General features: G+C 69.0%; 14 protein-coding genes. 5 read left to right on the top strand and 9 right to left on the bottom strand.

The window, feature by feature from the left end; translation table 11 throughout:
• Positions 1-78: 78 nt before the first annotated feature.
• Complete coding sequence (locus ASF71_RS01610; protein ID WP_056293841.1) at positions 79-690, bottom strand: GNAT family N-acetyltransferase; 612 nt, start codon at positions 688-690, stop codon at positions 79-81.
• A gap of 80 nt (positions 691-770) precedes the next feature.
• Between ASF71_RS01610 and ruvA the strand changes: the two genes are divergently transcribed.
• The 3 genes from ruvA to ASF71_RS01595 are packed head-to-tail and all read left to right on the top strand — an operon-like array spanning position 771 to position 3,024.
• A complete protein-coding gene (gene ruvA, locus ASF71_RS01605; protein ID WP_056293837.1) occupies positions 771-1,370 on the top strand; it encodes a Holliday junction branch migration protein RuvA in 600 nt (199 codons plus the stop codon).
• Positions 1,367-2,710 carry a low temperature requirement protein A gene (locus ASF71_RS01600; RefSeq protein ID WP_235514078.1) on the top strand — a complete coding sequence of 448 codons (1,344 nt, stop codon included), beginning with the start codon at positions 1,367-1,369 and terminating at the stop codon, positions 2,708-2,710. Before ruvA ends, ASF71_RS01600 begins: the two co-directional genes overlap by 4 nt.
• The gene (locus ASF71_RS01595; protein ID WP_056293835.1) at positions 2,707-3,024 is read left to right on the top strand and encodes a hypothetical protein; all 318 of its coding nucleotides are present in this window, start codon (positions 2,707-2,709) and stop codon (positions 3,022-3,024) included. Before ASF71_RS01600 ends, ASF71_RS01595 begins: the two co-directional genes overlap by 4 nt.
• Here the strand turns inward: ASF71_RS01595 and ASF71_RS01590 are convergent.
• Complete coding sequence (locus tag ASF71_RS01590; RefSeq protein ID WP_056293832.1) at positions 3,021-3,542, bottom strand: DinB family protein; 522 nt, start codon at positions 3,540-3,542, stop codon at positions 3,021-3,023. The genes ASF71_RS01595 and ASF71_RS01590 overlap by 4 nt on opposite strands.
• 116 nt (positions 3,543-3,658) lie before the next feature.
• Here ASF71_RS01590 and ASF71_RS01585 point away from each other — a divergent pair, with 116 nt between their 5' ends.
• On the top strand, positions 3,659-4,456 hold the full coding sequence (locus tag ASF71_RS01585; protein ID WP_056293829.1) for a nitroreductase family protein: 798 nt from the start codon (positions 3,659-3,661) through the stop codon (positions 4,454-4,456).
• A gap of 46 nt (positions 4,457-4,502) precedes the next feature.
• On the opposite strand, the gene dxs is transcribed toward ASF71_RS01585, so the two are convergent.
• From dxs to ASF71_RS01565, 4 genes are all read right to left on the bottom strand, one after another.
• Entirely contained in the window at positions 4,503-6,359 is a 1,857-nt protein-coding gene (dxs, locus tag ASF71_RS01580; protein ID WP_056295053.1) for a 1-deoxy-D-xylulose-5-phosphate synthase, read from the bottom strand.
• Between the two features lie 83 nt (positions 6,360-6,442).
• Positions 6,443-7,153: a hypothetical protein gene (locus ASF71_RS01575; RefSeq protein ID WP_056293826.1), complete on the bottom strand. Its 711-nt coding sequence runs from the start codon at positions 7,151-7,153 to the stop codon at positions 6,443-6,445.
• A 120-nt stretch (positions 7,154-7,273) separates the two neighbouring features.
• Positions 7,274-7,948, bottom strand: coding sequence for a PspA/IM30 family protein (locus ASF71_RS01570; protein WP_056293822.1), 675 nt, complete (start codon positions 7,946-7,948; stop codon positions 7,274-7,276).
• A 125-nt stretch (positions 7,949-8,073) separates the two neighbouring features.
• Complete coding sequence (locus ASF71_RS01565) at positions 8,074-8,904, bottom strand: hypothetical protein (protein WP_369814942.1); 831 nt, start codon at positions 8,902-8,904, stop codon at positions 8,074-8,076.
• 153 nt (positions 8,905-9,057) lie between these two features.
• On the opposite strand from ASF71_RS01565, the gene ASF71_RS01560 reads away from it, so the two are divergent.
• Complete coding sequence (locus ASF71_RS01560; RefSeq protein WP_235514077.1) at positions 9,058-9,708, top strand: TetR/AcrR family transcriptional regulator; 651 nt, start codon at positions 9,058-9,060, stop codon at positions 9,706-9,708.
• Positions 9,709-9,805: 97 nt separating this feature from the next.
• On the opposite strand, the gene ASF71_RS01555 is transcribed toward ASF71_RS01560, so the two are convergent.
• The 3 genes from ASF71_RS01555 to ASF71_RS01545 form a co-directional block, all read right to left on the bottom strand.
• Positions 9,806-11,179: a sugar ABC transporter permease gene (locus ASF71_RS01555; protein WP_082505305.1), complete on the bottom strand. Its 1,374-nt coding sequence runs from the start codon at positions 11,177-11,179 to the stop codon at positions 9,806-9,808.
• Positions 11,176-12,582 carry an ABC transporter permease subunit gene (locus ASF71_RS01550; RefSeq protein ID WP_056293814.1) on the bottom strand — a complete coding sequence of 469 codons (1,407 nt, stop codon included), beginning with the start codon at positions 12,580-12,582 and terminating at the stop codon, positions 11,176-11,178. The genes ASF71_RS01555 and ASF71_RS01550 overlap by 4 nt, the downstream gene beginning before the upstream one ends.
• A 182-nt stretch (positions 12,583-12,764) precedes the next feature.
• Positions 12,765-13,946, bottom strand: coding sequence for a maltose ABC transporter substrate-binding protein (locus ASF71_RS01545; RefSeq protein ID WP_056293811.1), 1,182 nt, complete (start codon positions 13,944-13,946; stop codon positions 12,765-12,767).
• Position 13,947 lies beyond the last annotated feature (1 nt).

Raw genomic sequence — 13,947 nt, 5'->3', positions numbered from 1 at the left:
CTGGAGGTGTCTGACGTCTCCGGCGGCCGACAACAGCCCTCTTCGCCCTGGGTCGGTCATTGGCGGTCCTGGCCCCCGCTATAGCCGCAGCCCCAGCAGCGCGCCTCCGTTCTCGCGGCGCAGCTCCGTGAAGCCGAGGTGCCGGTAGAACCCCTGTGCGCGCACGTTCTTGATGCCCACCCCCAGGTGGACGCCCGGCGAACCGCCTTCCCGCAGCGCCGCAAACAGCTTTTCCAGCAGCCGTCGGCCATTGCCCCCGCCCTGGGCACGCGGTAGCAGGTCGATGTGCAGGTGCGAGGGATAGCGGTCCAGTACCTCCGCTGGCATCTGTGGCGGATGGTGGATCAGGAAGGCGAGCCGCTCGTCGGGGCTGCGCCGCGCGGCCGGAATTCCGGCCGGGTCGGGAGAGCGCCGCCGCAGGTCCGGCCACCATTCCCGCTCCTCCCACGCCCCGAAGGCCCGCGTGTCCTGCGCGCCCAGCACGTAGCCGCACACGCCTCCGGCGTCCTCCAGCACGAAGGTCAGGTCCGGCTGCCCGGCCAGGTACGGCCCGGCGTAGACGTGCCCGACCAGTTCGGGGTCCCGGTACATCGCCGTGCCGTCCTCGCCGCTGTCGGCCGTCAGTAGACAGATGCGGTACAGGGCGTCGCGGTCGTCGGGCCGGGCGAGGCGCAGGTCGGGCGGGGTCATGGGTCACCCTGGCCCCGAGCCCGCCCGATTGTCAATGCCGCCCGAGGTTACGGCCACCTCAGCCCCTAGAATCGGCCCACATGATTGCTTACCTGTCCGGCATGGTGCGAGAGGTACGAGAGGGGAGCGCCGTCGTCGTGGCGGGCGGCGTGGGCTACGAAGTGCAGTGCCCGGCCAGCACCCTGGGCCGCCTGAAGGTGGGAGAAATCGCCGAACTCAGCACCCGCTTCGTGGTGCGTGAGGACGCCCAGCTCCTGTTCGGCTTTTCCGACGCCGACAGTCTCAAACTTTTCGATCTGCTCACCGGAGTGTCGGGGGTGGGGCCCAAGCTCGGGCTCGCCCTGCTCTCGGCCCTGCCGCCCTCGGCGGTGGCGCAGGGCCTGCTCTCGGGCGACGTGAAACTGCTCTCCAGCGTGTCGGGCGTGGGCAAGAAGACGGCCGAGCGCCTGGTGCTCGAACTCCAGAACAAGGTGCCCGAGCACCTCGCGGCCGGGGCGGTGGCCGGCGGCGCGCGGCCGGCCCAGGTGGACAGCACCGCCGGGCGCGACGCGGTGGACGCGCTGCTGGCGCTGGGGTTCCGCGAGGCACAGGTGCGCTCGGCCGTGTCCGAGCTGCTGGCCGCCGACCCGGCGCAGACCGCCGACGCCCTGATCCGCAAGTCGCTCGGCAAACTGAGGTGAGGGGTGGCCCGCCCCTGAGTGACCGGCGGCCGGGAGCGGGGACCTCGGGGCTGGACCCCTCGGTGGGGGACACCGTCGACCTCGAACGCGGCGCCGGCCAGCCGCCCGGCGGCCCGGGTCACGGGGTGGCCGGCGAACTGGAGGCGGCAGCGGCCCGCACAGACGCCGCCGAGGAACAGAAGGTCAGCTGGCTCGAACTGTTTTTCGACCTCGTGTTCGTAGTGGCCTTCGACCAGCTCGCCAAGCGGTTGGGGAGCGCGCCGACCTTCGAGAACGTCGCGGAGTTCACGCTGCTGTTCGCGGCGGTGTGGTGGGCGTGGTCCGGCAACACGACCTACGCCGCGCGGTACGGCAACGCTGGGCGCCTGTACCGCTGGGGCACCCTGGGCGAGCTGGTTTCGATGGGCATGATCGCCCTGACGCTGCGCGGGGACCTGAGCGACATCGCCGGGTTCTTCGCGCTGGCCTTCGGGATCAACCGGGCCATTCAGGCGGGGCTGCACCTGTGGGTGGCGCGCCAGTCGCCCGAACTGCGGGGGTTCGCGCGGCGACTGGGGCTGGCGACCGGCCTCTCGTCGCTCGTGTGGTGCGCCTCGGCCCTTTTGCCGTGGGGCGGCGGCGCACAGCTGCTGGCCTGGACCTTTGCCCTGCTGCTCGAAGTCCTGACGCCGGTCCTGGCGCGCGACGCAGGCCGCGCGGCCCTGCCACATGCAGGCCACCTGCCCGAGCGGGTGGGCCTGCTCCAGATCATCGCGCTCGGCGAGATCGTGACCGAGGTGGTGGGCGGCGCCCGGCAGCAGCGCCTGAGCGTCGCCACGCTGCTGCCCGCGCTGTGCGCCATCATCCTGGCCGTGGCGTTGTGGCGGCTGTACTTCGATCAGGCGCGCAGCCTGCCGCTCCTCGGCGCGCACCTCCAGGGGCGGGTAAACACCATGCTGGCGTGGCTGTACGGGCACTTTCCCTTCACGCTGTCGGTGGTCATGCTCAGTGTAGGGGCGGGCCACAGCATCAGCAGCGCCTCGGCGCAGCAGGCGGCGACCCTGCAGCAGTTCGTGGCGTGGCCGCTGGCGGGCGCTCTCGCCACGCTGGCCTTCTTGCGCTGGACCACCCTGCGCCTCACCGAGCGCCGCGCCGATCGCAGCCTGTGGGCGCTGCTGCTGGGCGCCGGCTTGGCGGCGCTGCTGGGACCCACCGACCTCGATCCCCTGCGGCTACACGCGCTCTCGGCCGCCCTGGCGGTGGGGGTCGCCGTGGTGGTTGCGGGCGACTCAAGCACCCGCCGCCTGGGCCAGATCGAGCAGCGCGTTACGGCCCGGCTCGAAGAGGAGCCGGATCCGTGAGTGTGGCCGGCGCGGCCCTGCTCGTCACGGGACTGCTGCTGACCCTGCTCATGGGGCTGGGGGTGTCGCTGCAACTGGGCTATGGCCGGGGCCGGGCGCGCTGGCCGCATCACGCGCTGTTTTTTGCCGTGTGCGCGGGTGTGTTCGTGTCTGGCGGGCTGGCGGCGCTGGCGGGCCGGCGCTGGTGGGCGCTGCTGCCCGCGCTCGCGCTGCTGCTCGCCATGCCGCGCCCGCGTCCGGGGTCCCCGGCCCACTGGCGGCTGGCCCTGGCCTGCGCGGTGGCTTTCGGGCTGGGAGCGTGGGGGGCGGCCTAGCGCGCCGTGAGGAATACTAGGTCGAGCGAGGGCGGCTTGTGCCCCAGCAGCCGGAGCATCTGCACCATCTGGGCCGTGTGCCGCACCTCATGCTGCATGACGTGCCACAGCACCTCGTCGGCCGCGAGCGTCTCCGGGCGGCTCTCGTCCACCGGAATCCGCCGGTCGGAGGCGGCCACCTCCAACAGCTCGGGCCACCCGGCCAGGGTCGCCGCCTCGACCGCCTCCCAGTAGGCCAGTACGGTTTCCAACGGTTTATCTCCGTGGTGCCAGTACTCGTCGGCCGAGGCCGGTTCGGGCCAGCCGAAGCCGTCGAGGACCAGCGGCTGCCCCAGCAGGTCGCCCCGGAACCAGCCGTCCTCGACCACTGCGACGTGCATGGCGAGGTCCTTGAGGCAGCGCGCGCCCTCCGTCGGTATGACGCCCCGCGAGACTTCCTCGTCAGGCAGCGCACGCAGCATGTCCCACAGCTCACGGCGGGCGCGGGTCAGGTAGGCATAGAAGGCGGGAGCGTCCATGCGCCCACTGTGCACCCAATTCCGGTCAGGGGGTGTCGGGTTTGCCGGGCCGGGCCGTGGGCACCGTTCCCCGGAGCCTCCAGAGGGGGGCCCGTGCCTGCTAGCCTGGGCGCGCAATGAACCTTCTCGACGGCATGCTTGCCCGCAGGACCACCAACGGGCCTTTTCGGCCGGACCCGGTGTCGCGCGAGCACCAGCACCTCCTCATGCGCGTGGCGCAGGCCGCGCCCAGCCACTTCAACTCGCAGCCCTGGCGTTTCGTGCTCGTCGAGAACCCGCAGACCATCGCGGAGGTCGCCCGCATCTCCGGCGAGAGTATGACCGAACTCATCGACGCGGGCGTGTTTTTCGAGCGCTACCGCCGCTACTTCCGCTTCACCGAGGCCGAGATGGACGCGCGGCGCGACGGCATTCACATCGACCACCTGCCGGGGCCGCTCAAGCCCTTCACGCGGCAGGTGTTCTCGGATACGGGCCTGCGCGTGATGCGCCAGCTCGGCGTCCCCAGGAAATTGGGGGAGGACAACCGCAAGCTGGTGGCCGGCAGCCCGCTGCTGCTCGCCGCCCTGCTCGACCGCGCCGAGTACCGTCCCGGCGAGCTGTCGGGCTTCTACAGCGCGTTTGGGCTGGGGGCGGCTGTCGAGAACGTCTGGAACGCGGTCGGCGAGCTGAGTATGGGCATCCAGTTCGTGAGCACCCCGATGGAGATTCCGCGCCAGTGGCAGGCCGTGCGCGAGTTGCTGCGTGTGCCCGAGGACCTCGAACTCATGGCCGTCTACCGCCTGGGGTACCTGCCCGAGGACCAGAAACGCCCGTCCATCGACTGGAGCAGCCGCCACCGCAAACGGCTCTCGCAGTTCGTGAGCCGCGAGAGCTGTGACGTGCCCGAGCCGGACGAACCGGGCAGCGACTGAGCGGATGGGAAGCAGGGGAGCCCCTGCCCCCCTGCCCGCGACGGGCTCAGACGCCCAGTGGCACGTCCACGCCCAGCTCCGCCAGGACCGTGCGGATGGCCTGGGTGTCGATGCCCGCGCGGGCGTGCACGCTCTCGACGGTGGCGTGTTCCTGAAACTCGTCGGGAATGCCCAGCACGCGCACCGGCACGTTCAGTCGCAGGGCGTTCAGGGTTTCCAGAACCGCGCTGCCGAAGCCGCCGACGACCGTGTTGTCCTCGACCGTCACGACGGCGCGCGCCGTCCCGGCGATCTCGCGCAGCATCTCCTCGTCGAGCGGCTTGACGAAACGGGCATTGACCACACCCACGCCGTCCAGACCTGCCGCTGCTTTCAGGGCGTAGTCCAGCGCTTTGCCCCCCGCCAGGATGACCACGTCGTCGCCTGCCTTCAGACGCTCCCACTTGCCCCAGACGATGTCGGGCCAGGTGCCCTCGGGCACGCGCTCGGTGTTGCCGCGCGGGTAACGGACCGCGAATGGGCCGGGATTTTCCTGGGCGTACTTCAGCATGCCCCGCAGCTCGGCGGCGTCGCGCGGCAGGCCGATATGCAGGCCCGGAATGCTGCGCAGGTAGCTCAGGTCGAACACGCCGTTGTGGGTCGCGCCGTCGGCGCCCACGATCCCGGCGCGGTCGATGGCGAAGGTCACGTTCAGGTTCTCGATGGCCACGTCGTGCAGCACCTGATCGTAGGCGCGCTGCAAGAAGCTGCTGTAGATCGCCACAATGGGACGCAGCCCCTGCAGGGCCATGCCGGCGGCGGTCGTCACGGCGACCTCCTCGGCGATCCCCACGTCGAGGTAGCGGTGCGGGTGCGCCTTGCTGTAGCCCACGAGGCCGCTGCCCTCGCGCATGGCCGGGGTGATGACGAAGGTGCGTGGGTCGTTCGCGGCGAGCTCGGTCACGGCGTCACCGAAAGCTGCACTCCACGAGTAGGCGTCCGAGGGCTTGAATTCGCCGGTCTCAGGGTCGAACTTGGCCGGACCGTGCCAGTAGATGGGATCGGCCTCGGCGTAGCTCAGGCCCTTGCCCTTGCGCGTGACCACGTGCAGGATGGTCGGGCCGTCGAGGTCGAGCAGGCGTTCGAAGAGCCACACGAGTTCCTGCACGTTGTGGCCGTCCACCGGCCCCACGTAGCGCAGACCCATCGCCGCGAAGGGATTGACGCTCGCAGGGTCGAAGAAATGCCGGGTGCTGCTCTTGGCGCGGCTCATGAAGTTGGCGAGCGGCTTGCTGACTGCCTCGACCGCTTTCTTGCCGGCGCCTTCGCCCTCCTGAAACCATTTCTGTACCTGGAGACCGCGCATGAACTTATTCATAGCGCCCACGTTCTCCGAGATGCTCATCTCGTTGTCGTTGAGCACGATGAGCATCTTGCGATTCATGTCGCCGATGGTGTTCAGCGCTGCCAGAGCCATGCCGCCCGTTAGCGAGCCGTCCCCGATGACGGCCACGACCTTGTGGTCCTGTCCCTGGGCGTCTCTCGCCAGCGCCATCCCCAGCGCGTTGGCGAGGCTGGTGCTGGCGTGCCCCACCGTGATCGCGTCGTGCGGCGACTCGCTGACCTTGGTGAACCCCGAGAGGCCGCCCTCCTTTTTCAGGGTCGACATCTGGTGGCGGCGGCCGGTGAGAATCTTGTGCGCGTAGGCCTGATGCCCGACGTCGAACAGGATGCGGTCGCGCGGCGAGTTCAGGACGTAGTGCAGCGCCACGATCAGGTCGGTGGCCCCCAGCGAGGACGCGAGGTGCAGCCCCCCCTGCGAGCACACCCGCACGATCTCGTCGCGTACCTCCTGGGTCAGCTCGGGTAACTGGTCACGGGAGAGCAGCTTGAGGTCGTCGGGGCTGTTCACCCCGTCAAGCAGCGGTGTGAGGCTGGCGGGGAGGGCGGCACTCGGGGCGGTGAGAGCGGGAGCCGGCGCGGTCTTGGTCGGTTTGGGGTCGGGCGTCACCGGCCACCTCCTCTGGCCACGAAGTTGCGGCCCGTGAGCAAGAGTCCTTCAGGAGTCCGGACCTCGCCCACGAAGGGCGCGAACCAGTACTGCTGCGTGGCCGGAAACAGCCCGCCTACGTCGTCGCTGATCTGGCGCGTGACCACGTAGACGGTGAACGTCCCCGCCGGGGTCCGGACCTCGCGGCGGTCCTGCACGTCGTAGCGGTAGCGCAGGCTGCCGCGCGCCTGCTCCTTGCCGTCGTCGCTGAGCACCGTGATCTGGCTGGTGCCTTCCCAGCTCAGGCCGACGCGCCACGCGGTCTCGGGAGGAGCCTCGCGCCACGCCGGGCTCAGGGTGACGGTCACGCCAGGCTTGCGGAACCCCAGAAGCTGCACGCCGTCGGCGCTGCTCGTGCGGTACCACGTCTGTTCGGCGCCGCGTCCGGTGAGCTGTGAGGCCAGGACCGGCTGACTCTGGAACAGGGTAGGGCCCAGCGCCCGCAGGGTGTAGGCGGGCTGGCCGGGCGCCTCGCCCTCACCCAGATAGGTCCAGTTCAGGCCGGCTTCCTGGGGATAGAAGGACACGCTGCCCACAGGCGTGCTGGAACCGACCGGGACGGGCGCGGCGGCGCGGGGCGCGCAGGCTCCCAGCAGCGTCCCTAGCAGCAGCAGGCCCCCGCTGGCCCAGTGCCGCGCCCGGAAGCGGCGAACGGAGAAAAATGTCATACCGGTCATTGTCTCAGCATTCTCGCCCGGCATGTGCCCCGCAGCACCCAAAAGTATGAAGGGGGGCCGGGAACTGCGGGGAGAGATCCCCGCAGTCCCGGCCCCCACTTCAGGCCGGACTCAGTCCTTCTTGTCGCCCTGAACCTTGGCCTTGAGGGCCGCGAAGGCGTCGTCCATGTCCTTGTTGCGGCCCAGGTCACGCAGCTGCGCGTCGAGGTCGTTCTCGGTGCTCAGCTCTGTCATCGCCTGGTTGCGGTCTTCCATGCCCGCCACCTTGCGCTCCATGTCGTTGAAAGCGTCCATGGCACTGCCGGACTTGTCGAAGCCCGAGACGCGGCCCAGGGTGGCGCCGGCCTGCGCGGTCTTCTGGCGGGCCGCGAGCAGGGTCTTTTTCGACTCCATCTCGTCGATCTTGGCTTCCAGGGCGCGCAATTGGGTCTTGAGCTGGTCCACGGTGCTCGTCTGGAGCGCCCGCTGCTCGTCGAAGCCCTTGGCGAGGTCCTTGTGGTTCTGCGAGCGGCGCAGCGCCTCGCGGGCGAGGTCCTCGCTGCCGCCGCGCAGGGCTTCTTCGGCCTTGCCCTCGTATTCGGACGCCAGGGTGCGGTTGGTGTTGGCCTCGCGCTCGAGTTTGGCGTTCTGGGCCATCGCCTCGGCGACTTCGCTGCGGGCATCGGTGTAGGCCGCGCGCATGTCTCGCAGGGCCTGGTCGATGATCTTGGCGGGGTCCTCGGCGCGGGAAATCATGTCGTTGACGTTGGCGCGCAGCAGTCGGGACAGTCGGTCAAAAATACTCATGGTGTTCCTCCTCGGTCATCATTACGCGTAGGGGGGCCGCGCCGTTCCCGGCCGCCAGCCTGCGCGCCCTGGGTCAAGAGAGCATGAAGGTGGGGCCGGCGCAGGACTGGCGTAGGTACCCGGACTCAGAAGACGATGGGCTTGACGCCGATGCTGTCCGGACCGCAGGCAATGGTCAGGCCGCCCGCGTTGTCGCTGACCGTGCACCCCAGGGCGCGCAGACCTGCGACCGGGAAGATCAGGTTCTTGCCGTCGGTCGCCGGGGTCAGGGGGAGCTCGATGTTGCCGCCTGCCCGCTGCGCGGTTTTCTGGCCGGCCGTCACAGTCAGGGCCGTCTCGCCCGCCACGTTCAGGCGGAACTTGCCGGCGCCCAGGCTCACGACGTTGACTACACCGGTCAGGTCGCGGCCCAGCAGGTAGGGCTGACCCTTGACCACGCCGGCCGGTGCGGCGGGTTTGGCGCTGCTGGCCGCCGCCGAGGGGGCCGCCGCGTCCACGACGAGCAGGGTCTCCTGGGCCGTCACAGGACTGAGAAGCACGTAGGCGCCTAGGGGCCCGCCTGCACTGGCACGCACCAGCAGGCTGCTGGCCTGCCCGGAGGTCTTCCAGTCGCCCAGGACCAGGGTCCCCAGCGCGCCGCGCACCGCCGGGCGCACGGTCGCCGCCGCCTGCTTGCTGTAGAGACACACGGCCTGCGCGCTGACCTTCAGGCCGGCGGGGCAGCCCACGATCTGGCCCGAGACCGCCTTGCTGACCGTTACGGCGACCGCGCTTGCTACCCGGTTGGTTGCGCCCGAGGCGGGATTGGTCGGGCGGGCGGCAGGAGCAGTCTGGGCCGGCGTGGCCTGAGCCGGGGTAGCGGGGGCCGGGGTGGTGGGCGCAGTCTGGGCGAAGCCGGCAGAGGCGCACAGCAGGGCCCCCAGCGCGAGCTGGGAGTTCAGGGTCGAGAGACGCATAGCGCGCATGCTATGGGTCTTCCATGAGGACCGACTTTGAGTCCAGTCCGGAAGTGGCCTGTCTTCAGCAAAACTTCATGCTGACCCCGGGTGTAGCGCGGACGTGAAGCCTTTCATGGCCGGTATTCCCACAGGCGGCATATGCTCGCCTTTGTGCCCGACGACACCCCCAGACCCCTGCGCGCCCGTAATGCAGATGAGAAAAAACGCCGCCGTACTGAGATCCTGGACGCCGCCGAGCGTCTGTGGTCCACCGCCTCCTACAGCGAACTGAGCATGAGCCAGGTGGCCGCCGAGGCCCGGCTGGCCAAAGGAACCCTGTACCTCTATTTCGACACCAAGGAAGAACTGTTTCTCGCCCTCCTGACCAGCCACCTCCAGCGCTGGGCCGCCGACTGCGTCCTGCGGCTGCGCGAGGAGCGTCCCCGCACCCCCGACGCTCTCACTGAGGCGCTTCTGCGCGGGCACGAGTCGGCCCAGCCGCTGCGCCGCCTGCTGCTGCTCTACGGCTCCGTGCTCGAGCGCAACGCCTCGCAGACCTGGATCCGGCAGGCCCAGCAGCTGATGTGGCAGGTGCTGCGCGACATCGTGCAGGAGCTGCCCTACCCGCCCGAGACCTCGGCGCGGCTCATCATGCACCTCTACGCCCTGTCGGTGGGCTGGCATCAGGTCGCCGAGCTCGGCCCGCGCCTCCAGCAGCCGCACGATCCCCCGAGCCGCGTGATCGGCGAGTCGCTGTTCGAGGACGAGTTCACCTATGCCCTCCAGGCGCTGCTGCGCCAGCTGTTGCCCCAGGTGGTGTGACCCCCGGCCGGGGCCGCCTCTGGTCTATCCGTCTGTCCACCCCGACCAACGAAGAGGGCTCCCTATGATGGGAGCCCTCTTTTGTCGTGCAGCGCCGTTATTCCTTGACGCCGCCCGACACCGTGCCGCCCACGAAGTAGCCCTGGAAGCCGTAGAACAGCGCGATGATCGGCAGGGCGCCCAGCGTGGCGGCGGCCGAGAACACGCCCCACTTGGTGTTGAACTGCCCCTGCGTGAACGACTGGAGCATGATGCCCACCGTCCATTTGTCCACCCCGGTGAGCAGGACGCTCGACAGGATGTACTCGGCGTAGGTGCCGATGAACTGGTTGAGGAAGATGAAGACCAGGATGCCGCCCGACAGCGGCAGCACCACGCGCACGAAGGTCTGCCAGCGGGTCGCGCCGTCCACCATGGCGGCCTCTTCGAGCGACTCGGGCAGCGACTCGACGTACCCCTTGTAGATCCAGGTGTTGAAGGCGATGGCCCCGCCCGAGTACGCCAGGATCAGGCCGGTGAAGGTGTTGCTCAGGCCCAGCGTGACCATCAGGGAGTACACGGCCACGAGCGCCAGAAACACCGGGAACATCTGGATGAAGATGAAGAACAGCAGGGTCTGGAAGCGGCCCGGAAAGCGCAGCCGCGCCATCGCGTAGCCGGCGGTCGTCGAGAGCAGGATCGCCAGCGCGCCCGTCACGCCCGACACGAACAGGGTATTGCGCACCGACAGCAGGAATTTGCTCTCGTTGGTCGTCCCCTGGAACTGCGCCGGAGTCACGAACAGCACGAGCGCCGCCACCGCCACGATCAGGATGCGCGTGACCCAGGCCCGCGTGCGCGTCAGGCCCTCGCTGTCGCGCCCGAACCGTCCGGCCAGCGCCAGCAGGCCCAGCGCGGCCAGCGCCGCTCCGCCGACGATGGCCAGCAGCAACTGCCACAGGGGCACGGTCACGCCCTCGAACAGCTGCCGGAAGTTCTCGAAGCTCAGCACGTCCAGCCGGGGGAGCAGACCGGTCTTGTAGAAGAGGTTGGGGTCGCTGAAGTTGGGGAAGGCGAACAGGCTGTTGCGCGGGTCGAAGGCCGCCACGAGCACGTAGAACAGCGGGTAGACCGCGATGAGCACGACCAGCATCAGGAACAGGTGGGTGAGCTGGTCGCCCAGCACCGCCGCGTAGCTGATCTTGCGCCGCAGGCGCGCCTCGCCGATCTTCTGGCCGAGCAGGCTGGTCAGGGCCAGCACGCCCGCCGCCGCCAGCAGGAACAGTAAGAAGCGTTTCCAGCCGCCCTCGACGAAGAAGATGGTGAAGCTGCGCTGCGAGCCCTGGAGGCTGCGCGCCAGGAAGTAGCCGAGCACGAGGAGGCCCACGATCACCGCCGCCCCCACAAGCCAGGGCAGGGCGCGGCGCAGCGGACCGGGTTCGCGGTGGACATAGCCGCCGGGGGGCAACTGTGAATCTGGCAGGGCGGTCATTTGCGGGCCTCCTGGAATACGCCGGCCGCCCGGAAGTTGACCAGCGAGATGGCGAGCGTCAGGAAGAAGATGATCAAGGCGATGGCGCTCGCCAGGGCGTAGTTCTGGCCGCCCCCGCTGGAAAAGGCCGTGTTGTAGCCCCACGACAGCAGGATGTCGGTGCTCTGCGCGGTCGCCTCGCGGCCTTCCTGGGCCGGGCCGCCCTTGGTGAGCAGGTAGATGATGCCGAAGTTGTTGAAGTTGAACGCGAAACCCGAGAGCAAGATGGGCGTGAAGCTCGCGCGCAGGAGGGGCAGCGTGATGGCCTGGACCTGCTGTACTCGGCTCGCGCCGTCGATGCTGGCGGCCTCATAGAGGTCGTCGTTGATGGTCGCCAGGGCGCTGATGGTGGCCGTCATCATGTACGGAAAGCCCAGCCACAGGTTCACGAGCAGGATGCTGACCTTGGCCCACAGCGGGTCGCCCAGCCAGGGAATCGCGGTGATGCCCAGCAGGCCCAGCGTCTTGTTCACGATGCCGAACTGCTGGTTGAACAGCGCCACCCACATCTGCACGCTGATGACGGCCGGAATGGCCCAGGGGAGAAAGAGCAGCGTGCGGTACACGTTGCGGCCCTTGAGGCGCTTGTTGTACAGCAGGATGCCCAGGATCAGGCCGGCGACGGCGTTCAGCACCACCGTGGCGAAGGCGAACACCACCGTCCACAGAAACACCGGCCACAGCGCGCGGCTGGCCTTGCCGAAGATCTCCTGGAAGTTCGCCAGCCCCACCCCGCTGATGCGGTTCAGGCGCGTGGCGTTGGCGACGACCAGCGTGCCGGGGAGCGGCGCGGCGAGGGTCACGGTATTGGCGTTCACGCTCTCGATTCGGGCGCGCACCGGCACCGAGGCCTCCTCGTCGAAGAGGACGATGGTGTCGCCCGCACAGCTCTCGGCGCGGCAGCGCAGGTACTCGCGCACGCTGGCGGCGTCCGGCGTCTCCTGCAACGTCACGACGCGGCGGTCACTGCTCAGGGCCGCGGCCGTGCGCGCCGCCGAGTCGGGGTTGCCGCTGTTGACGGCGTTGTAGTTGGTAAAGGCGTAGTTCACCGTCAGCACGATGGGCAGGATGGTGAAGGCCGCCAGAAAGACGATGGCCGGAAACAGGTAGTACCAGTTGGCGATCCAGGGCACCAGCCGTCCCACCACCGGCATCAGGATGAGCAGGGCCGCGACGATGAACACCAGGATCAGGTAGGGGGGTGCGCCCGGCACGGCCTGGGCCACGAGCAGGCTCAGGCCCCAGCCGATCAGGGCCGCGCCGCCGAGCAGCACCGCGAGCACCAGCACCGCCAGCATGATGCCGGCCACGCCGCCCGGTGGGGTGGCGGACCGGCGGGCGGGCAACCGTTGTGAGACAGTCATTTTGGAAATCCACTCTCCTTTGCGAGACGCGCGCTGAAATGTAACGTCTATCTTGGTTCCCGGCCACATAAGGCCGCTCTGCCGAGAATCGGTCGAGAGCGGCATGGACGCCTGGGCGAGGCCGGAAAATCAGAAGAGGCGGACAGGACACGTAGGGCCTGTCCGCCTCCAGGTGCTGCCGGTTACTTGATGTTGCCGTTGATTTCCTGAACGGCCTTGTCCAGGATCTGCGAGTAGTTCTGGTTGGCCTTCTGGACGCTCTGGGCGATCGCGTTGCTCCAGGGGCCCCACACCGCGCCCATCTGGGGCACGTTGGGCATGGGGGTCCCGGCGCTGATGCTCTTGCCGAAGCCCGCGACCACCGGGTCGGCCTTGAGCTTCGTGCGCGCCGCGAGGCTCACCGGAATGCGCCCGCCGGCCTTGTTGAAGGCGACCTGCGCGTCGGCGGTGCTGATCTGCTTGGCGAACAGGGCGGCGGCCGCCTTGTTCTTGCTGTAGGCGTTGAGCATGGTGCCCTGCACGCCCACGAAGGGGCTCCACTTGCCGGCCGCGCCGGGAGGGGTGGGGAAGGACACGATGCCGTAGTTGATGCCGGCCTTCTTGATGTCGCCCATGTCCCAGGGGCCCGTGAGGAACATCGCCAGGCGGCCGTCGGTGAAGGCGCTCTTGGCCGCCGCTCCGTCCACACCCTCGGGGACGAGGTTGTACTTGTAGCGCAGGTCGTTCAGGAAGGCGCTGGCCTTGTCGGCGCCCGCGTTGGCGAGGCCCACGTCCTTGGTGTTCAGCGTGCCGCCAGTGTTCTTGAACACGTAGCCGCCGTAGGCGCTGATCACGCCGTAGTTCATGTAGGCGTTGCTCAGGTCGGCGAGGTAGCCGAAGGTGCCGTTGCCGGTGTTCTTCTGCGCGGCGCTCAGGAAGGCGCTCCAGGTGGTGGGGGGCTGGGTCACGAGCTTCTTGTTGTAGACGAGGGCGACCGACTCGGCGAACATCGGGATGCCGAACAGCTTGCCCTGATAGGTCATGGCCTGCAGCGCCGTCTTGTCGAGGTCGGACTTGCTCGTCACGTACTTGTCCATCGGCTCGATGACGCCCGCCGCCGCGAGCTGCCCGAGGCGGTCCTGCGGCAGTGTCACGACCACGTCGGGGCCCTGGCCGCGCGACGCGCTCTGGATGAGCTTGTCGGGAATCTGGTCGAAGGGCACCGTCACGATGGTGGTCTTGTTGCCGGTCTTCTTGTCGAAGGCGGCGGCCTGCTCGCGCAGCCAGGTCAGTTCTCCGGTGCCGAAGTGGCTCCACACGGTGATGTTGGCGGCGCTGGCCTGGCCCAGCAATGCGAGCGAGAGAATGGTCAGGGCTTTTTTCATG

It is taken from the genome of Deinococcus sp. Leaf326 (genome assembly GCF_001424185.1).
Lineage (GTDB): Bacteria > Deinococcota > Deinococci > Deinococcales > Deinococcaceae > Deinococcus.
This window is presented reverse-complemented; position numbering and strand designations above follow the sequence as displayed.